Source organism: Glycomyces albidus, from assembly GCF_009451885.1.
GTDB classification, from domain to species: domain Bacteria; phylum Actinomycetota; class Actinomycetes; order Mycobacteriales; family Micromonosporaceae; genus Glycomyces; species Glycomyces albidus.
This window is the reverse complement of the sequence record NZ_WIAO01000017.1, coordinates 57,690-77,528: the sequence shown is the minus strand read 5'-3', so window position 1 is coordinate 77,528 and position 19,839 is coordinate 57,690. Positions and strand designations below refer to the sequence as shown.

17 protein-coding genes are annotated in these 19,839 nt (G+C 70.5%); 3 read left to right on the top strand and 14 right to left on the bottom strand.

Annotated features, from left to right (window positions below; translation table 11 throughout):
* Positions 1-42: 42 nt before the first annotated feature.
* Entirely contained in the window at positions 43-2,247 is a 2,205-nt protein-coding gene (locus GFD30_RS14830) for an immunoglobulin-like domain-containing protein (RefSeq protein WP_153025975.1), read from the bottom strand.
* 255 nt (positions 2,248-2,502) lie between these two features.
* Here GFD30_RS14830 and GFD30_RS14825 point away from each other — a divergent pair, with 255 nt between their 5' ends.
* Positions 2,503-3,567 carry a PQQ-dependent sugar dehydrogenase gene (locus GFD30_RS14825; protein ID WP_153025974.1) on the top strand — a complete coding sequence of 355 codons (1,065 nt, stop codon included), beginning with the start codon at positions 2,503-2,505 and terminating at the stop codon, positions 3,565-3,567.
* Positions 3,568-3,620: 53 nt separating this feature from the next.
* Here the strand turns inward: GFD30_RS14825 and GFD30_RS14820 are convergent, their stop codons facing one another.
* From GFD30_RS14820 to metF, 6 genes are all read right to left on the bottom strand, one after another.
* Positions 3,621-4,976: a serine/threonine-protein kinase gene (locus GFD30_RS14820; RefSeq protein ID WP_322633266.1), complete on the bottom strand. Its 1,356-nt coding sequence runs from the start codon at positions 4,974-4,976 to the stop codon at positions 3,621-3,623.
* Positions 4,977-5,170: 194 nt separating this feature from the next.
* Positions 5,171-6,958, bottom strand: coding sequence for an aspartate--tRNA ligase (gene aspS, locus GFD30_RS14815; protein ID WP_322633260.1), 1,788 nt, complete (start codon positions 6,956-6,958; stop codon positions 5,171-5,173).
* Between the two features lie 343 nt (positions 6,959-7,301).
* Complete coding sequence (locus tag GFD30_RS14810; protein WP_194201977.1) at positions 7,302-7,820, bottom strand: SAV_6107 family HEPN domain-containing protein; 519 nt, start codon at positions 7,818-7,820, stop codon at positions 7,302-7,304.
* A gap of 253 nt (positions 7,821-8,073) precedes the next feature.
* On the bottom strand, positions 8,074-8,454 hold the full coding sequence (locus GFD30_RS14805; protein ID WP_153025972.1) for a tetratricopeptide repeat protein: 381 nt from the start codon (positions 8,452-8,454) through the stop codon (positions 8,074-8,076).
* Positions 8,455-8,495: 41 nt separating this feature from the next.
* Positions 8,496-9,104 carry a hypothetical protein gene (locus tag GFD30_RS14800; RefSeq protein WP_153025971.1) on the bottom strand — a complete coding sequence of 203 codons (609 nt, stop codon included), beginning with the start codon at positions 9,102-9,104 and terminating at the stop codon, positions 8,496-8,498.
* A 121-nt stretch (positions 9,105-9,225) separates the two neighbouring features.
* On the bottom strand, positions 9,226-10,131 hold the full coding sequence (metF, locus tag GFD30_RS14795; RefSeq protein ID WP_153025970.1) for a methylenetetrahydrofolate reductase [NAD(P)H]: 906 nt from the start codon (positions 10,129-10,131) through the stop codon (positions 9,226-9,228).
* Between the two features lie 95 nt (positions 10,132-10,226).
* On the opposite strand from metF, the gene GFD30_RS14790 reads away from it, so the two are divergent.
* Both GFD30_RS14790 and GFD30_RS14785 read left to right on the top strand, forming a co-directional pair.
* Positions 10,227-11,279: a polyprenyl synthetase family protein gene (locus GFD30_RS14790; protein WP_322633259.1), complete on the top strand. Its 1,053-nt coding sequence runs from the start codon at positions 10,227-10,229 to the stop codon at positions 11,277-11,279.
* Between the two features lie 104 nt (positions 11,280-11,383).
* Positions 11,384-12,022: a hypothetical protein gene (locus GFD30_RS14785; RefSeq protein WP_153025968.1), complete on the top strand. Its 639-nt coding sequence runs from the start codon at positions 11,384-11,386 to the stop codon at positions 12,020-12,022.
* A gap of 13 nt (positions 12,023-12,035) precedes the next feature.
* Here GFD30_RS14785 and GFD30_RS14780 read toward each other — a convergent pair whose 3' ends face one another.
* From GFD30_RS14780 to recA, 7 genes are all read right to left on the bottom strand, one after another.
* Positions 12,036-13,226, bottom strand: coding sequence for a PrsW family intramembrane metalloprotease (locus tag GFD30_RS14780; RefSeq protein ID WP_153025967.1), 1,191 nt, complete (start codon positions 13,224-13,226; stop codon positions 12,036-12,038).
* Entirely contained in the window at positions 13,223-13,816 is a 594-nt protein-coding gene (locus GFD30_RS14775) for a hypothetical protein (protein ID WP_153025966.1), read from the bottom strand. The genes GFD30_RS14780 and GFD30_RS14775 overlap by 4 nt, the downstream gene beginning before the upstream one ends.
* Positions 13,817-13,940: 124 nt before the next feature.
* Complete coding sequence (locus GFD30_RS14770; RefSeq protein WP_153025965.1) at positions 13,941-15,038, bottom strand: branched-chain amino acid aminotransferase; 1,098 nt, start codon at positions 15,036-15,038, stop codon at positions 13,941-13,943.
* Between the two features lie 177 nt (positions 15,039-15,215).
* Positions 15,216-16,253 carry a 3-isopropylmalate dehydrogenase gene (locus GFD30_RS14765; RefSeq protein ID WP_153025964.1) on the bottom strand — a complete coding sequence of 346 codons (1,038 nt, stop codon included), beginning with the start codon at positions 16,251-16,253 and terminating at the stop codon, positions 15,216-15,218.
* 191 nt (positions 16,254-16,444) lie between these two features.
* A complete protein-coding gene (gene serA, locus GFD30_RS14760; protein WP_153025963.1) occupies positions 16,445-18,043 on the bottom strand; it encodes a phosphoglycerate dehydrogenase in 1,599 nt (532 codons plus the stop codon).
* Positions 18,044-18,260: 217 nt separating this feature from the next.
* Positions 18,261-18,797, bottom strand: a complete 537-nt coding sequence (locus GFD30_RS14755; RefSeq protein WP_322633258.1) for a regulatory protein RecX — start codon at positions 18,795-18,797, stop codon at positions 18,261-18,263.
* Positions 18,772-19,830: a recombinase RecA gene (recA, locus tag GFD30_RS14750; RefSeq protein ID WP_153026018.1), complete on the bottom strand. Its 1,059-nt coding sequence runs from the start codon at positions 19,828-19,830 to the stop codon at positions 18,772-18,774. The genes GFD30_RS14755 and recA overlap by 26 nt, the downstream gene beginning before the upstream one ends.
* Positions 19,831-19,839 lie beyond the last annotated feature (9 nt).

Here is a 19,839-nt window from a genome sequence, read left to right as displayed (position 1 = left end):
CTCCACACCGTGGGGTACGGCGGCCGCCCCTTGAGGAGTTCGTTACCAGGCTGTTTGCAGCCGTTCGTATTCGGCGGCAGTGATCGGGACTACGGTGCCGTGGCGCGGACTCGCCGGGAGGTCGTACTCGGCCACCGGGGTCCACTCGCCGGAGGCGAGGTCGGTGGTGGCGAACGGCACGTAGCCGCGTCCGCCGAACTCGTCGATGAACAGGTACCACTTGTCCTCGGTGTTCGACTTGAACACGAGCGGGCCCTCGCCGGCGCTGATGGCGCCGGAGCCGATGCAGTCGGCGAGGAACTCCCACTCCGCGTCGGGCGCGAGCGAGGTCGCGGTCTCGGCGAGGATGAACTTGCCGCAGGGCGTGGAGGCCGAGTTCGAGCGCTCGTCCTTGGTGAACCGGTAGTAGGTGCCGTCGTCCTCGATCATGGTGGAGTCGATCGTGGAGTAGCCCTGGTCGACCCAGACCTGCGCCTCGGAGAAGTGGACGAAGTCGCGCGTGGTCGCGTACATCATGCGGTGGTAGAAGCCGTCGGAGTGGTCGTCGGTGGCGAACAGCGGCGAGGCCCAGAAGACGACGTAGGCGTCCTGTTCGGGATCCCAGTACGCCTCGGGGGCCCAGGTGGCGCCGGCGTTCTCGGGCGAGACCTGGACGAGCCGGCCCTCGGACCAGTTCACGAGGTCGTCGGACTCCCAGACCATGATCGAGAGGCTGCCGTGGCGCTGCGCGCGGTTCCAGTCGCCGTTGCCGTTGATCTTGAGGTCGGTGGCGATGAGGAAGAAGCGGTCGCCTTCGGGCGAGCGGATGAGGAACGGGTCGCGGACTCCTTGCTCGCCCTGGTCGGAGGTGAGGATCGGCCGGGCGGTGCCGTCGGCGTCGCGGTTGAGCTCGGTGAAGCTGAGCGGGTCGTCGCCATCGCTCAGGGCGCCGTAGACCTGCTCGCCGGTGGGGGTGCCCTCGCCGGTGAAGTAGGTGAAGAAGTAGCCGGTGTAGTCGGCTTCGGCCGGCAGCGGCGGCACGGTCGCGGTGAAGTGGAGCTTCCGCTTCTCGCCGCTGCGCTCGACCGTGGCAGTGAGCTTGACCTTGTAGGTGCGGCCGCCGGGTTCGTCGCGGTGCACGATGCCGTCGGTGCCGATGACGCCGGGCTTGTTCGACTTCCAGGTGATGGTGGAGCCGTTGGCGCCCTCGGTGGGCAGGTGGATCGAGGAGCGCACGTCGTCGAGGTTGGGGATGGCGACGGCGCCGGCGTCGAGGGCGACCGCCTCTTCGTCGTCGTATTCGGCGAGGACCGTGGCGGTGAAGTCGCGCTGCCGCTGCACGGTCCCGAGCACGACCGTGGCCGTGAGGGTGACCTCGGCATCGGATTCCTCCATCGCCGGGCGGGTGACGGTGCCGTCGGGCGCGATGACCGCGGGATCGCTTGACGCCCAGGTGATCTGGGAGCCGTTCGCGCCCTGGTCGGGGAGGTCGAGGTCGGCGGTGACGGCGCCGGTGTCGCCGAGGTCGATCGCGGCGGCGTCCTCGGCGGCCTTCTCGGCGCTGAGGTGGGCGGCGAGGCCGCCGATGTCGGCGGCGGCCAGCGCGCCGTCGTAGATGCGGAAGTCGGCGAAGCGGCCGTGGAGGTACCGGTCGCCGGAGTAGAGCGACCGGCCGAGGTAGTTGGCGGCGGTCGCGCCGGAGCCGATGTCGCCGGGGACGGTGGTGACGGCTTCGTTGCGGGCGACCTCCTGGCCGTTGAGGTAGAGGACCGCGGTGCCGTCGGCGAGGGTGTAGGCGAGGTGGTTCCAGGTGCCGCGGGCGAGGTCGGCGCCGGAGCCGGTGTTCTGCTCGCAGGTCCAGTGGCAGGTGGAGATCGCGGTGCGGTAGCCGTTGCCGGTGGTGAAGAGGTAGCCGTTCCCCCAGGAGCCGCTGGAGTTGCCGAGTCCGTAGATGAAGTAGGGGCTGGCCTGGTCGGGCTCGATGTAGACCTCGGCGGTGACGGTGATCGCGTCGAGGCCGGCGAGGAGGTCGTCGGGCAGGTCGACGTAGTCGTCGACGCCGTCGAGGCGGAGGCCCTCGTCCCAGGTGCCTCCGGTGAGGGTGCCGTCGTGGCCGTTGCCGGAGGAATCGGCGACGACCGAACCGGAGGTCTCGTCGAATTCGTACCAGAGGAGCGGGGCGGCCGCGTCGGCGGCGACCGCCGGGACGGCGGGAGCCGCGACCGCGAGCGCGGCGGCGAGAGTTCCCAAGAGGCGCTTAGACGTCACTGTCCAACCTATCTTCGCTCGGCCGATCACACAGGTGAGGCGCTGAGTGATCGGTAACCATTCGGGTCGGGAAAGCGTACCTCAAGAATCGACATCGATGAACATTCGAATATCACGAATTCCGATCGATATCGGAGGATCGTCGCAGGTGGACATCGGACCCGAATCGTGACTACGATGGCAATTCCATTGAAATACATCTATGTCATGATTTCTCCGCTTCCGTACCGGCACCACGAGAGACAAGGAGCATCCATGCGACGCAGACTGCCCGCCATCGGCGCGGCGATCGCCGGGATCGTCCTGGCCGCGGGCACGGCCACCGCCTCGGCGCAGGACGTCTCGCCCGAGCAGACGCCCGCCTTCGACTTCGCGAACGGCGACACCGTCGCCACCGGCCTGACGATCCCGTGGGGCCTGACGTTCCTCCCCGACGGGATCTCGGGGATCGTCGCCGAGCGCAACTCCGGCGACGTCCTGCGCATCGGCACCGACGCCGACCCGGTGGTCCTCGGGACCCTCGACGTCGTCGGCGGGACCGGCTCGTTCGACGAGCGCGGGCTCCTCGGCCTCGCCGTCTCCCCCACCTTCGCCACCGACGGCTGGGTCTACGCCTACATCTCCACGGCGGAGGACAACCGGGTCGTCCGGTTCACGCTCGACAGGTTCGAGCCCGAGCCGATCGTCACCGGCATCCCCTCCGCGCTCAACCACAACGGCGGCCGCATCGCCTTCGGGCCCGACGGCAAGCTGTACATCACCACCGGCGACGCGAACGACACCGCGAACGCCCAGGACCTCGACAGCCTCGGCGGGAAGATCCTGCGGGCGAACCCCGACGGCAGCGTGCCCGAGGACAACCCCTTCGAAGGCTCGCTGGTCTACACCTGGGGCAACCGCAACGTGCAGGGCCTGTCCTGGGACGCCGACGGCGACATGTACTTCTCGGAACTCGGCCAGAACACCTGGGACGAGCTGAACTACGGCCAGGCCGGCGGCAACTACGGCTGGCCGGTCGTCGAAGGCGCCGGCGGCGGGCCGGAGTACGTCGACCCGCTCGTCACCTGGAGGACCTCGGAGGCGTCGCCTTCGGGGGCCGAGGTCGTGGGCGACACCGCGTACGTCGCGGCCCTGCGCGGCCAGCGCCTGTGGACGGTCCCGGTCGCGGACGGCGAAGCGGGCGACCCGGTCGCCGTGCTCGTCTCCGAACTCGGTCGTATCCGGACCGTCGAACTCGGCCCGGACGGCTGGCTGTGGGTGGCCACATCGAACGGCAACGGGCAGGACCGGGTCATGCGGTACCCGCCGGTCGAAGGCTAGGAAATGAAAAGCGGCCCGCGGATTTCGCTCCGCGGGCCGTTTGCCATAAGGGACTACCCCTGAGCTTGATCAGAGTTCTCCTCGCTGGGCGACTCGGAGGCCGGGCTGGAAGGCTCGCCGTCAGACGGGGACGGGGACTCGGTTTCCGACTGAGTCTCGCTCGGCGTCTCGGAAGCGGTCTCCGAAGGCGACTCGCTCGGAGACTCGGAAGTCTCCTCCTCGGTGGTTCGGTCCCAATCCTCGTCGGTTTCCTCTTCAGTTGTCGGTGCCTCTTCTTCCGACGTCTCCTCGGTCTCGGTGACCTTCTCTGTAGGACTCGAGGTCTCACTGTCCTCGATGTTGCCGCGGTTCTGGTTCTCGTTGATCCACCAGATCAGGCCGCCGAGGAGCAACAGTGCCAGGACGATCGCCCCGATGGTGAGCCACAGTGCCGTGCGGCTCTTCTCGTGCTCCTGCGGCATCTGGCCGGTGGGGTGCGCGGCCGTGTTGCCGCCAGCGCCCGCGCCGGCGGCCATGCCGCCGATGAGGGCGGTCTGGTCGGCGCCGAGGAGCTGAGTGGACTGGCCGTCGGGCGGGGTCGAGGCGAGGGGGATGCTGCCGGTGACGACGCGGCCTTCCCGGGCGGAGCGGGCCATGTCGGCGGCCGAGGCGTAGCGGGCGCGCGGGTCCTTCTGGAGCGACTGGAGCACGACCTGGGCGACGCCGGGCGGGATGTCGCGGGACAGCGGCGGCGGGGCCTGGGTCATATGGCCGTTCATGACCGCGACGGGCGTGTCGGAGACGAACGGCGGGCGGCCCATGAGGGCTTCGTACGCGACGATGCCGAGCGAGTAGAGGTCGCTCGCGCCGGTCAGCTCGGCGCCGTTGAGCTGCTCGGGCGAGGCGTAGGCGAGCGTTCCCATGACCGTGCCGGTCTCGGTGAGGCCGGAGGCGCCGCGAGCGGCGGAGATGCCGAAGTCGACGATCTTGGCCGCGCCGGTCTCCTCGTCGACGAGGAGGTTCGCGGGCTTGATGTCGCGGTGGATGATGTCGTGGCGGTGGGCCGTCTCGAGCGCGTCGGCGGCGGCCGCGACGATCTGCATGACTTCGGCGGGCGGGAGCGTGCCGCGGTCCTTGAGGATCTCGGCGAGGGAGCGGCCCCGCACGAGTTCCATGACCAGGTAGGAGATGAGGCCGTCCTCGCCGTCCTCTTCGCCGTAGTCGTAGAGCGCGACGATGCCGGGCGACTGGAGTGCGGCCACGGCGCGGGCCTCGAGCTGGAAGCGGGCGCGGAACTTGTCGCTGTTCGAGAGGCCGGCGTGCAGGATCTTGATCGCCACCGTGCGGCCGAGGCGGGTGTCGGTGCCCTTCCAGACCTCCCCCATGCCGCCAGCGGCCAGCCGTTCGTCCAATCGATAGCGACCCGCCACCGAGGTCCCGCTCTGCACGTCGAACCCGCTCCTCTTACTCCTGCATCGGCCGGATGCTACATATATCAGCCCCTGCCGGGCTGCGGCCACCGCCCGCGAACTCCTGCCGTCGAAGATGCTGAGGGGCAACCGGGCACTCGAACGAGTGACGGCCCGAGCCGCTGGCTCGGGCCGCGCACTACGTCATCGTAGGGCTAAGGGGCAACCGGGTCGGTACCCGCTTCCACCTCGGGCACGAAGTCGATCCCGGCCTCGGCGCGCTGCTCAGGCGTGATCGGCGTCGGTGCCGAGGTCAGCGGGTCGACGCCGCCGCCGGCCTTCGGGAACGCGATCACGTCGCGGATCGAGTCGGTCTTGGCGAGCAGCATGCAGACGCGGTCCCAGCCGAGCGCGATGCCGCCGTGCGGCGGGGCGCCGTACTTGAGGCCCTCGAGGAGGAAGCCGAACTTCTCCTGGGCGTCCTCGTGGGTGAGGCCGAGCACGTCGAAGACGCGGCTCTGGACCTTGGCGTCGTGGATACGGATCGACCCGCCGCCGAGCTCGTTGCCGTTGAGGACGATGTCGTACGCGTAGGTGAGCGCGTTGGCGGGGTCGGTCTCGAACTTGTCGACCCACTCCGGGTTCGGGGAGGTGAACGGGTGGTGGATCGCGGTCCAGCCGCCGTCGTCGGTGGGCTCGAACATCGGGGCGTCGACGACCCAGCAGAACGCCCACGCGTCGGGGTCGATGAGGCCCACACGCTTGCCGATCTCGAGGCGGGCCGCGCCGAGCAGCTCCTGGGCGTCGCGCCGGTCGGCGCCGGCGGCGAAGAAGACCGCGTCGCCGGCCTTGGCCCCGACGGCGTCGGCGAGCCCGGCGAGGTGCTCCTCGGACAGGTTCTTCGCGACCGGGCCCTTCGGCTCGCCGGTCTCGGCGTTGAAGGTGATGTAGGCGAGGCCCTTGGCGCCGCGCGCCTTGGCCCAGTCCTGCCAGCCGTCGAGCTCCTTGCGGGTCTGGGCGGCGCCGCCGGGCATGACGACCGCGCCGACGTAGCCGCCGGCCTCGATCGCGCCGGCGAAGACGCGGAACTCGGTGCCGCGCAGGTAGTCGGTGAGTTCGACGAGCTCCTGGCCGAAGCGCAGGTCGGGCTTGTCGGAGCCGTAGCGGTCCATGGCGTCGTGCCACTGCAGGCGCGGAATCGGCAGCGGAACCTCGTAGTCGGCGAGCTCGGCCCACAAGGCGGCGACGATGCGCTCGCCGAGGTCGATGATGTCGTCCTGGTCGACGAACGAGGCCTCGATGTCGAGCTGGGTGAACTCGGGCTGGCGGTCGGCGCGGAAGTCCTCGTCGCGGTAGCAGCGGGCGATCTGGAAGTACTTCTCGAAGCCGCCGACCATGAGGAGCTGCTTGAACAGCTGCGGGGACTGCGGCAGCGCGTACCAGGTGCCGGGCTGCAGGCGCACGGGCACGAGGAAGTCGCGGGCGCCCTCGGGGGTCGAGCGCGTCAGCGTCGGGGTCTCGATCTCGACGTAGCCGTCCTCGACGAGGAGGTTGCGGGCGATGTGGTTGGCCTTGGAGCGCAACCGGATCGCGTGGCTGGGGCCGGAGCGGCGCAGGTCGAGGTAGCGGTGGCGCAGGCGCACGTCCTCGGAGACGTCGACGTGCTCGTCGATCTGGAACGGCAGCGGCGCGGCCTCGGAGAGGACCTCGAGCGCGGTCGCGTTGACCTCGATCTCGCCGGTCGGCAGGTCGGGGTTCTCGTTGCCCTCGGGCCGACGCGTGACGGTGCCGGTGACGGCGACGCAGAACTCGTTGCGCAGCTCGTGGGCGGCCTTGGCGGCCTCCGAGTCGCGGAAGACGACCTGGACGACGCCCGAGGCGTCGCGCAGATCCACGAACTCCACCCCACCGTGATCGCGGCGACGCGCCACCCATCCGGCGAGGGTGACTTGCTGGTCGACGTCCGCGGCACTCAGCGTGCCGGCGAGGTGTGTCCGATACACGGGCTCAATACTCCTCGGGTGTGTTTGGATCGGCTGGCTGCTCGTCCGATTCTCGCAGCGGACGGCGCCCGCCAGCAATCGTATAACCGCTGGAGTTCGCGCTGAGCATGCGTGCCGCCGGGCACGGCCGGAGTCACCCGGGGACCGGGCCGTCAGCGGGCCCGTTCCCGGTCGGGTGGCCGCTTCGGCGCGCGAGCGTGCTGCCGGGCTCCCCGTTGCAGCGCGAGCCGTGCTGCTGAACTCCCTCTTCAGCGCGACGCGTGCATCTGAGCCCCTTCTTCAGCGCGCGGGCGTGCTACTGAGCTTCCTCTTCAGCGCGCGAGCGTGCTACTGAACTCCTACTTCAGCGCGCGAGCGTGCTGAAGCCGAGCAGCCGGACCACCACGTCGAGGAAGCGTCGGGCGTCGGAGACGATCGCGTCGGCCTCTTCCGGCGTGACGATGTCGGGGATGCCCGCTTGGGCGAGCACCCGCTTGCGGGCCGTGCGGGCGAAGTGGGAGGCCCACTCCTCCAGTTCCGGCGCGACGTTGCGCAGGAGCTCCCAGGTGCTGGACGGGCGGCCGGGGCGGCGCCTGCCGGTGGCGTCGCCGGCGCGGACGGCGAGCACCGCGACCGCGACGCGCAGGGCCGCCATGTGGGCCTCGGCGTAGCGCTCGCCGGGCCTGACGCGCTCGGCGGCGTCGTCGAGATCGGTGCGGGCGGTGGCGAGGAGCTGCAGCGGTGATCGGTTGGGGAGCTGGTCGGCGGGGATGCGCAGGCGTGAGTTCGAGACGGTGCCGGCCTGCACGAGTCGGGGCGAGCCGGTGCCGGCGGTCGACACGGTCGAAGCGGATCGGGTGGCTCCGGGTCGGGAAGCAGCCATGGTGGCCTCCTAAACCTGTTCGAACTTGCGTTCGAGAAATATGGAACCACAGGGGTACGACATTTCCAACCCCCAACTTCGCACAAAATCAGCGATCGGCTACGCATTGTCGCCCATCCGACAGGGAAAGCCTTGCGCGGCAATGAGAAAGCGTCGCGAACCTCACGGTTCGCGACCCTTCGAATTCGTTCCTCGGACACCGGGTGTTCGAAAGAGCCCCGCGGCACCCCGCTCCTGCGCCCTGTGCCTTCGCTTACTCTGCGACCTCGTCGATCAGGCGCAGGTGTCCGCGGGCCTCGTCGACGCGCCCCAGGCGCTGGAGGGTGCGGCCCAGGAGCAGGCGGGCGTAGAAGTCCGCCGGGTTGGCCTCGACCATCTTCTCGCTCAGCGCCAGGGCCTTGTTGAGCTGCGCCGACTTGAAATAGGCGCGGGCGGCCGCGAGCATGACGCCGGGGTGCTCGGGGTGGTCCCGCAGCAGCGGCTCCAGGAACTGGAGGGCCGCGTGCGGGTCCTTCCTGGCGAGCATCTCCTCGGCGTCGCGCAGGCGCTGGGTCTCCTCGGGGACCCGGCGCTCGCGGGAGGCGGAGTCGATGAAGGCGGCGATCTGGTCGTCGGTGATGTCGTCGGAGCGCATTGGATCCTCAACGCACCCCGAAACCGGAACATTCCCCGGATTCAGTCGTTGCGCAGCGCCGCCGACACGACGATGACGAGCTGGAGCAGGCCCAGGGCTGCCAGGAGCATCCAGCCGGTGATGGTGATCGTCACGACCCCTTCGGTCCACTCCGAGTACTGGCCGCCGCCGGCGACGGCGATGACACCGCACGCGCCCAGGCCGAGGGCCACGACCACCTCGCGGACCGAGCGCTCCCCGAACGTGACCATGCCAAGCTCGTTCAGGCCGACCTGGCGGGCGCGCAGCCGGGTGAGGACGTACATCCAGCACAGGGCGCCGGTGACCGCGACGGCCCAGCCCGGGGCGCCGAGGAACCACAGGGCCAGGAGCCAGCACGCCTCCGAGAGGCGGGCCGCGAGCGGTTCGAGCACGAGGACGCGCCGGGAGAGGCTCGTCGAGCGGGCGGCGATGAGGGTGTAGGAGGCGTCGCACAGCGCGGTGACCGCGATCAGCGGCAGCGCGACGAGGACGACCGGGCCGCCGACGACCACGCAGAAGGGGATGACGAGGCTGGCGGCGAGGCCGACGCCGACGACCGCGCCGGGCTTGAGCCGGGTGGAGAGGATGACCCTGCCTACAAGGGAGTCGGCGGGCACGCGGGAGACCATGAGTGTTGTTCTAGCAGACGGTGTCACGCGCGCATTCGCAGCATCGAGCATAGAAGAGGACTCTACGTGTTGACCCGGTGACCGCAATCCCTCGATCGGGTAACCGACAGCGGGACCGGCGCTAGCCGCGGAGGTTCCTCCACACGCGGCGCGTGGAGCGGGAGTGGTTCAAGGTGGTGAAGTGCAGCCCCGGCGCGCCCTCGGCGAGGAGCCGGTCGCCCATCACGGTGGCGGTCTCCACGCCGATGTCGCGGATCGCGTCGCGGTCGTCCTCGACCGCGCGCAGCCGCTCGGCCAGGTCCTCGGGGAACGCCATCCCGGTGAGGACGGCGAACCGCTCGATCTGCTTGATGTTCGTGATCGGCATGATCCCCGGGACGATCGGGACGTCGCACCCGGCGGCGGCGACCGCGTCGCGCAGCCGCAGGTAGTCCTCGACGGCGAAGAAGATCTGCGTGATCGCGAAGTCGGCGCCGGCGCGGCACTTGTCCACGAAGTGGCGCACCCCCGTCTCCCAGTCGACGTCGCGCGGGTGGCCCTCCGGGAACGCCGCGACCCCGACGCTGAAGTCGCCGGACTCCTTGATGAGCTCGACGAGCTCGCGGGCGTACTCGATGCCACCGGGGTGCTTGACCCACTCGCCGCGCGGGTCGCCCGGCGGGTCGCCGCGCAGGGCCAGGATGCTGCGCACCCCGACGTTCGCGAAGTGGCCGATGAGGTTGCGCAGCTCGGCGACCGTGTGGCCGACCGCGGTGAGGTGCGCCATCGTCAGCAGCGTCGTGTCGGAGATGATCCGGTCGGTCGTCTCGATCGTCTTGTCGCGTGTCTTGCCGCCCTGGCCGTACGTCACCGACACGAAGTCGGGGCCGAGCTGCTCCAGGTTGCGGAGCGTGCGCCAGAGGATCCCCTCGTCCTTCTCGGAGCGGGGCGGGAACATCTCGAAGGAGAACCGGGGCGTGCCGGAACGGAGCAGGTCGCCGACCTTCGCGACCTGCTGCGGCATCACACTGGGCGTTCCGAGAGTCATGACCCAACGGTAACGGCTCTGATACACGTGTCCTGACCTGCATTCCAGGCCACCCAACAGGTGAGACGCGCCCGAGCTCGTCTAGCGTTCGAACCGTGGAGCTCAACGAGCGCATCGACGCGGCCCTCGCGGCCTTCCTGGACCGGCAGGCCGCGGTCATCTGCGGCATCGACGAACGGCTCGGCGTCTACGCGGACGCGGTCCGGGACTTCGTGCTCGGCGGCGGGAAGCGGCTCCGCCCCGCGTTCGCGTACTGGGGCGCCCGCGGCGCGGGCCTCGAGGACTCCGACGCCCTGGTGGCTTGCGTGTCGTCGCTGGAGCTGCTCCAGGCGTCCGCGCTCATGCACGACGACCTCATCGACGGCTCGGACACCCGCCGCGGCGCGCCCTCGGTGCACCGCCGGTTCGCGGCCCTCCACGAGTCCGAGGGCTGGTCGGGTCGGCCCGAGGAGTTCGGGGCCGCGGCCGCGATCCTCCTCGGCGACCTGTGCCTGGCCTGGTCGGACGAGCTGTTCTGCTCGGCCGGGATGCCGTTCGCGAAGGTCGCGGCCGCCCGGAGCGACTTCGACCTCATGCGCACCGAAGTGAGCGCCGGCCAGTACCTGGACGTGCTCTCCGAAGTGCGCCGGGACGTGTCCGAGGCGACGGCCGCGAAGGTCGCCCGGTACAAGTCCGCGAAGTACACGATCGAGCGGCCGCTGCTCATCGGCGCGTCGCTCGCGGGTGCGGACGACCGCGTCCGCGGCCACTACTCGGCGATCGGGCTGCCGCTCGGGGAGGCGTTCCAGCTTCGCGACGACGTCCTCGGCGTGTTCGGCGACCCGGCCCAGACCGGCAAGCCCGCCGGCGACGACCTGCGTGAAGGCAAGCACACGTTCCTCGTCGCCCGGGCCTCGGCGGCCGCCGACCCGGGCCAGCGCGCGGTGCTCGACGCGAGCCTCGGCGACCCGGACCTGGACGCCGCCGGCGTGGCGCGGCTGCGGGCGATCCTGATGGACACCGGCGCGCTGGCCGACACGGAGCAGCGGATCGAGGCGCTGGCGTCCGAGGCGGAGGCGGCGCTGGAGTCCTCGCGCGCGGACGTGGACCCGGCGGCGCTGGAGGTCTTCGCGGGGCTGCTGGTGAAGGCCGTGAAGCGCGATTTCTGAGGGACCCGCGTTTTTTCGTTCGTTCGCATGACCCACGCACGGGTGACCTGACGGTAACCCGGCGTGTCGTCCTTCGTTAATCCGGGTGACGGACAGGAAGGACGGTGGGAGCACAGGTGGGACTCTTCGGCGCCATCGGGCGCGAGACCAGGGGGGCGATCCGCTCGCTCGGCTACGATCTGCGCCGCTCGAAGCGGTTCCGGCGGATCGGGGTGATCGCGGTGGCCACGGTCGCGGGCGGGGTCATCGCGACGGGGGCGCTGGTGCGCGGGGAACCGGTCCCGGGGCTGCCGGGCATGGGCGACGCGGACGACTCGGACATCGTCAAGGGCTGGTTCGGCGGCGCGGACACGACCGGTCAGGACGCGGAGTCGTCCCAGGCCGAGTCGGCCTCGCCGAGCGGCGAGCCGAGCGCGAGCGAGTCGCCCGCGGGGTCGAACTCGCAGGAGCGCGGAACGGGGTCGGGCACGGGCGGGCATTCGCCGGACCTGGTGCCGATCGGCGGCGACGAGCCGACGGGGCCGGGCGGCGAGGAGAGCTCGCCGACGGCCGAGCCGACCACCGAGCCCGCGGAGGAGCCGACGTCGACCGGGCCGACGGAGGAGCCGACCACCGAGGCGCCCACGACGCAGGAGCCGAGCGAGTCGGCGAGCCCGAGCGGTTCGCCGAGCGGGCCGGTCGCCGAGCAGATGCCGCGGTCCTCGTCAGTGCCGGTGCCGCGGAAGAGCCCGATCGGCGGATAGGGGGCGGGGCGCCTCAGTCCTGCTCGGGCGGGGGTTCGCCTTTGGTCTGGGCCAGTTCGGTTCTGATCGCGGAGATGTTGCGCTTGACGGCGGCGACGTCGGGGCTGTCGGGGTTCTCGTCGCCGCGGCGCTGGTCGCGGGCGACGAGGGTGGCGAGGTTGACCAGTTCGCGCTGAAGCTGCCCCAGGAGCGAGGAGGCGTCCTTGCCCCAGCGTCTGGCGGCCCGCTGGCGGGCCTTGCGGCGCGAGCGCAGCGACCGCATCTCGGTGAGGTCCTCGGTCGTGATCACCGATTCGTCCTCATCGGACATGGTGGTGACGAACCAGCGCCATTCGGCGCGGGCCGCGAAGTGGTAGAGCATGAAGAACAGGCCGAGGATGATCAGGCCCTTGCCGTAGGTGAGCGGGATCGCGAGCCCGTTCGGGAAGGCGTCGGGCATCGGCAGGTTCCACAGGCCGTGCATGCCCAGTGCGAGCGCGAACAGGCCGATCATGACGCCGAGGCGGGTGGAGAAGCGGCGGCGGGTCTGGGTCACGAAGAACGCGATGCCGAGCCCGGCGGCGCCGGTGTAGAGCGGGTGCGAGAACGGCCCGGCGACGAGGACCCGCGTGAACGTGACGGTGAGGGCCCCGGTCATGTCGGAGTTGGGGTTCAGCGCCGCGAAGTGGACCGCATAGGTGAGGTTCTCGACGACTTGGAAGCCGAGGCCGACCAGCGCGCCGTAGATGAGGCCGTCGATGGAGCGGTCGAAGTGCTCGCGGACGATGAGGACGAGCATGATCACGCCGAGGGCTTTGAGCCATTCCTCGTTGATGGGGCCGACGAGGGCCGGGCCCCAGGTGCGGGCCCATTTGGTGTCGGTCAGTTCGGCGAGGACGACGAGCGCGGCGTTGTTGGCGACCATGGCGAGGGCGACGCAGACGATGCCGCCCCAGGCCATCGCGGCGGCGCGGACGGTGGGCGGTTCGCGCTCGAACAGGTCCAGGCGGGACAGGATCTGGAGGAAGACGATCGCGAGGACCGCGTTGACGGCGATGGAGGCCCACAGGGCGGTGGCGATGTCGGCGCGGTCGGGCGCGAGGACCGAGCCGAGTTCGAGCAGGCCGAAGACGAGGCAGGCGACGAACAGCCAGTAGGCGGGCCGGCGGATGCGGATGAACGCGCCCTGGCTCTCGACCACGATGCGCTCGGTGCGGACGGTCACTTGCCCTCCAGGACGAACGCGGCCACGTACGGGTCGGGGTCGACTTCGGGGGCGGCGGGGTCGGAGCCGGGGGCGATGAGGATGAGGATGGCGGCGGCGCCCTTGCCGTTGCCGACGACGGTGATCGAGCCGGCGCTGTCGATGCCGATGATGTCGGCGCGGTAGCCGGAGAGCCCGGCGCCGTCGTGGGCGTATTCGCGGACGTTGTTGTACACGTAGCCGTTCTGGCCGATGACGGGCTGGACGCGGCGGTCGAGGAGCCGCTCGAGGCTGTCGACGCCGGAGTCGACCTCGACGGAGGCGCGCAGGTGGTCGAGCACGAAGTTCTGGCGCTGGTCGGCGAAGTGGACGCCGGGGCTGGTCCAGCCGCTGCCCGGCAGCTCGTACTCGAGGCGGGCGCCGGGGACGGGGTAGGACTGCAGGTAGAGGGTGTCGCCGTCGCCGATGCTGAGGACCGAGTCGCCGAGGGCGCGTTCGAGGCCGAGCCACAGCCCGACCGGGAGTGCGATGGCGAGGGCTGCGACGACGGCCTGCCACATGCGGCCCTGTTCCAGCCCCAGCCGGTTCAACCGAATGGTGACCTCGCTCAACGCGTCCCCTTCCCGAGCCCGCCACACACGTGGTTCAAAGGTACGGGAAGGGGACCATCGTTTGTCCGGTTTTTCTGCCGAGGCGCGGCTGCCGTCGGGTGGGCGACGGCCGCGTTCGGGCCGGTCAGGCGAGCTTGGTGACCCAGCCGTGGGTGTCCTCGGTGCGGCCGTACTGGAGGTCGAGGAGGGTCTGGCGCAGCTGCATGGTGAACTTGCCGGCTTCACCGCCGCCGATGGTGAACGCGCCGTCGCGGCGCTTCACGGTGCCGACCGGGGTGATGACGGCGGCGGTGCCGCACGCGAACGCCTCGGTGAGGACGCCGGCCTCGGCGTCGTCGCGCCACCGGTCGATCGAGTACTTGGTCTCGCGGACCTCCCAGCCGGCCTCGGCGGCGAGCGTCATGATGGCGTCGCGGGTGATCCCGGCCAGGATGGTGCCCAGCTCGGGGGTGTAGAGGACCTGCTCGTTCTCGTAGACGAAGAACAGGTTCATGCCGCCGAGTTCGTCGACGTACTTGTACTCCACGGCGTCGAGGAAGATCACCTGGTCGCAGCCGTGCTCGATGGCCTCGGACTGGGGCAGGAGGCTCGCGGCGTAGTTGCCGCCGGCCTTGGCGGCGCCGGTGCCGCCCGGTCCGGCCCGGTTGTACTCCTCCGAGACCCACAGGGTCAGGGGCTTGGGACCGCCCTTGAAGTAGGCGGCGGCCGGGGAGGCGATGAGCAGGTACGTGTACTCCTTGGCGGGGCGCACGCCCAGGAACGCCTCGGAGGCGATCATGTAGGGCCGCAGGTACAGGGTGGCCTCGTCCTGGCTCGGGACCCAGTCGCCGTCCGCGGCGAGGAGTTCGCGGATCGACTCGAGGAACCACTCCTCGGGGAGGTGCGGCATGGCCATGCGGTCCGCCGACAGGTTGAGGCGGTGCGCGTTGGCCTCGGCGCGGAACAGGCCGATGCCGCCGTCCTGGTGCCGGTACGCCTTGAGGCCCTCGAAGATCTCCTGGGCGTAGTGCAGGACCGCCGCCGCCGGGGAGAGGGTCAGCGGGCCGTAGGGCTTGACCACGGCGTCGTGCCAGCCGCGGCCCTCGGTCCAGGTCATCTGGAACATGTGGTCGGTGAACACGGTGCCGAAGACGGGGTCGGCGAGGATGCGTTCGCGCGTCTCGGGCGGGGTCGGGCTCGGGTGCGGCTCGCGCCGGAGGTCGGGAAGACCGTCGGTGGTCATGGATCTGTCCTTCGGGTTCACAAGATCGTGTGCTTGGGCGTCTGGTCCTGATGCTTAACTTACCGCTCGTTCAGGTGGTCGGGCAGCAGGCTTGCATCACGTGGACGGCATGTGAAAAGCGCCCGGCGAGACGCTCTGTTGAGCGCGGGCCCGCCGGGCGCTGAGACTGGTGCTGGTCTAGCTGAGCTGTCCGGCGACGTCGGCGGCTACTCGGTCGCCTACCTCGCCGGTGCGGATCGTGGTCCCGCTGTCGCGGGAGGCGAGCTCGCGCTCCACGGCGGCGTTCACCGCGGCGGCCGCGTCGGCGCGGCCGAGGTGCTCGAGCAGGAGCGCGGTGGAGGAGATCGCGGCGACCGGGTCGGCGATCCCCTGCCCGGCGATGTCCGGGGCCGAGCCGTGCACGGGCTCGAACGTCGACGGGTGCGTGTGGTCGGGGTTGATCGAACCCGTCGCGGCCAGGCCGATGCCGCCGGTCACGGCCGCGGCGATGTCGGTGAGGATGTCGCCGAACAGGTTGTCGGTGACGATCACGTCGAACGTGTGGGGCCGGTTCACCAGGAACATGGCGGCGGCGTCCACGTGCTGGTACTCCGTGGTCACGTCCTGGTACTCGGCGGCGACGTCGTCGAAGGTCCGCTTCCACAGGCCGCCGGCGTGCACGAGCACGTTCGTCTTGTGGACGAGCGTGAGGTGGCCGCGGCGGCGGCGGGCGCGCTCGAACGCGTCGCGGATGACCCGCTCGGTGCCGTAGCGCGTGTTCAGGGACTCCTCGGTGGCGATCTCGGCCGGGGATCCGGTGTGGAGGTTCCCGCCGGCGCCGGTGTACAGGCCCTCGGTGCCCTCGCGGACCACCACGAAGTCGATGTCGCCGGGCTTGACGTCGGCCAGCGGCGAGGTCGCGCCCGGGTACAGGCGGCTCGGCCGCAGGTTCACGTACTGGTCGAACTCGAAGCGGAGCCTCAGCAGCAGGCCGCGCTCCAGGACGCCCGGCGGGACCGACGGGTCGCCGATGGCGCCCAGGAGGATCGCGTCGTGGCCGTCCAGCTCGGACAGCACGGACTCGGGGAGGACCTCGCCGGTGCGGTTGTACAGGCGCGCACCGAGGTCGTACTCGGTGGACTCGTAGCCGGGGAGGGCCACGGAGAGCGCCTTCTGCGCCTCGGCGATGACCTCTTGCCCGATGCCGTCGCCTGCGATGACCGCGATCCTGCTCATGGTGCCTCTCTGGTTTCGTTTCCTCGCTGCCCCGCGCACTCGGACCCGTCCGGCAGTGGCGCTCGGATGCCTCCGGGGCGCCGCCGGAAACGGGGAATGCGGGCGGGTGCGTTCACCATAACGCACCCGTCCCGCATTCCGACGAACGACTCTCAGCAGATGGAACCGGCCCGAATCCGCTGCGAGGCGGCTCAGTCCTTCAGGGTCACGGCCTTGGCGCCGGTCGCGCCGACCGAGTCCTTGACGCGGCCCAGCACCTCGGCGGGCACCGGCGCATCGAGGGCCATCGCCATGACGGCCTCGCCGCCGGCGGCCTTGCGGGCCACCTGCATCGCGGCGATGTTGATGTTCAGGTCGCCGATCGCGCCGCCGATGAGGCCGACCACGCCGGGCCGGTCGGTGTAGCGCAGGAACAGCAGCGACCCGTCCAGGTCGATGTCGAGCTCGAAGCCGTCGATGTCGGTCAGCCGCGGGCCGCCGTGCGGACCGGGGCTGATCGTGCCCGAGACCGTCAGGCCCCGGCCGTCGACCATCGCGCCGCGCAGCGTCAGGAGCGTCTGGTACTCCGGCGACTCCTGCGAGGTGAACAGCCCGACCTCGACCCCGCGCTGCTCGGCGACGAGCGGCGCGTTCACGTACGTGACCGAGTCGGCCACGTCGACGAACAGGCCCTTCGAGGCGGCGAGCTGGAGCACCGTCACGTCGTGCGCGACCACGTCGCCGCGGACCTCCACCGTCACCGACTGGACGGCCGAGCCGGCCAGCGCGTTGAAGGTGCGGCCCAGGCGCTCGGCGAGCGGCAGCAGCGGACGGACCTCTTCGTGGACGACCCCGCCGGCCTGCACGTTCGCCGCGTCCGGCACGAACTCGCCCGACAGGGCGAGCTTGACGCTCTTGGCGACCGCGAGCCCGGCGTTGTCCTGGGCCTCGCGGGTGGAGGCGCCCAGGTGCGGGGCGGCGACGACGTTGTCGAGCGCGAACAGCGGCGAGTCGGTGCACGGCTCCTTCGCGAACACGTCGAGGCCGGCGGCGGCGACGCGGCCGTCCTGGAGCGCCGCGGCGAGCGCGTCCTCGTCGATCAGGCCGCCGCGGGCGGCGTTGACGATCCGCACCCCGGGCTTGACCTTGTTCAGGGCGTCCTCGCCGATGATCCCGACGGTCTCGGGGGTCTTCGGCAGGTGGATGGTGATGAAGTCGGCGACCGACAGGAGCGTGTCGAGGTCGACGAGGCGGACGCCGAGCTTCGCGGCGAGCGCGGGCTGGGCGTACGGGTCGTACGCGACCACGTCCATGTCGAACGACTGCATGCGGGTGGTGACGAGCTGGCCGATCTTGCCGAAGCCGATCACGCCGAGGGTCTTGCCCTGGATCTCGACGCCGGTGAACTTCTTGCGGTCCCACCGGCCGGCGCGCAGCGACGCGTCGGCGCGCGCGATGTGGCGGGCGCTGGCGAGCAGCAGCGTGATGGCCTGCTCGGCGGCGGAGACGATGTTCGAGGTGGGCGCGTTGACGACCATGACGCCGCGCTCGGTGGCGGCGGGCAGGTCGACGTTGTCGAGGCCCACGCCCGCGCGGGCGACGACCTTGAGCTTCGGCGCGTGTTCGAGCGCGGCGGCGTCGATGGTGGTCGCGGAGCGGACGATGACGGCGTCGGCCTCGACCAGTGCGGCGTGGAGGGAGTCCACGTTCGTACCGTCGATCTCCCGGACGTCGAAGTCCCCGGAGAGGACCTCGACCGCGGCGGGCGCGAGCGGGTCGGCAATGACCACGACGGGTTTCGGTTCGGTCATGGATACCTCGCAAAGGTAAGGAGAGACGGAGGACCGGGCGCGGCGCTGCGTCGTCGCGGCAATGGTATGTCCATCGCGTTAACGACTCCTTACCGACCTCGCAGATTCCGAATCCTGGAACTCCCCTCGCACGTCGCGCCCCACAGGTCACAGCCCTGGCGGGCGTGGCCCGCGGGCCGCGGGGCGATTCGCGAGGTGTGCGCCGTCACAGGTGACCTCACTCGTAGTGGGCGTCCTCGTCCAGGAGTTCGGCGGCGTCGCTCTCCGCTTCCGCGAGGACCTGCTTGACGACCGGGATGGCGACTCCGGACCCGTAGCCCTTGCGGGCGAGCATGCCGACGAGCTTGCGCAGCACGGCGTCGTCGCTCTGCCCGGCGAGGGAGCGGTAGCGGCGGCGGGCCAGGTCGAGGGCGGCCTCGCGTTCGTCGTCGTCGCTGACCTGCTCGACGGCGGCGTCGACGAAGTCGGGGTCGACGCCCTTGCGGCGCAGCTCCCCCACGAGGGCGCGCTTGGACAGGCCGCGGGAGCGGTGGCGCGATTCGACCCAGGCGCGGGCGAAGAGCGCGTCGTCGATGAGCCCGACCTCGGAGTAGCGTTCGAGGATCTCGGCGACGATGTGCTCCTCGAAGCCCTTGCGGCGCATCGAATCGCCGAGTTCGGTGCGCGTGCGGGGCCGGCCCGACAGCAGTTGGAGACAGTACTGCCGGGCCGCTTCCGGGTCGTTCGGCTTAGAAGTCGACCGGGGCTTCTTCACTCTCGTCCTCGATCGAGGCCGGCGCGTCGGCGGCTGCGGCGTCGACGCCGAGCTTCTCCTTGATCTTCTTCTCGATCTCCAGGGCCAGGTCCGGGTTCTCCTTGAGGTTGGCCCGGGCCTTCTCCTTGCCCTGGCCGAGCTGGTCGCCCTCGTAGGTGTACCAGGCGCCCGACTTCTTGACGATGCCGTGCTCGACGCCCATGTCGATCAGCGAGCCCTCCTTGGACACGCCGATGCCGTAGAGGATGTCGAACTCGGCCTGCCGGAACGGCGACCCGACCTTGTTCTTGACGACCTTGACGCGGGTGCGGTTGCCGACGGCCTCGCCGCCGTCCTTGAGCGTCTCGATCCGGCGGATGTCCAGGCGCACCGAGGCGTAGAACTTCAGCGCCTTGCCGCCCGCGGTGGTCTCGGGCGAGCCGAACATGACGCCGATCTTCTCGCGCAGCTGGTTGATGAAGATCATCGTGGTGCCGGTGGTGTTCAGACCGCCCGTGATCTTCCGCAGCGCCTGGCTCATGAGCCGGGCCTGGAGGCCCACGTGCGAGTCGCCCATCTCGCCCTCGATCTCGGCGCGCGGCACGAGCGCGGCCACCGAGTCGATGACGATGAGGTCGACGGCACCGGAGCGGACCAGCATGTCGGCGATCTCCAGCGCCTGCTCGCCGGTGTCCGGCTGGCTGACCAGGAGGTCGTCGACGTTCACGCCCAGCTTCTCGGCGTAGATCGGGTCGAGCGCGTGCTCGGCGTCGATCATGGCCGCGACACCGCCTTCGGCCTGCACGTTCGCCATCGCGTGGAGCGCGATCGTGGTCTTACCGCTCGACTCCGGACCGTAGATCTCGATGATGCGGCCCTGCGGGAGGCCGCCGACGCCGAGCGCCACGTCGAGCGCGATCGAGCCGGTCGAGATGGTCTTGACGTTCTGCTTCGGCTTCTCGCCCAGCCGCATGACCGAACCCTTGCCGAACTGCTTGTCGATCTGGGCCAGCGCGAGATCCAGCGCCTTGGCCTTGTCCTGAGCGGAGTTCATCCCGCCTCC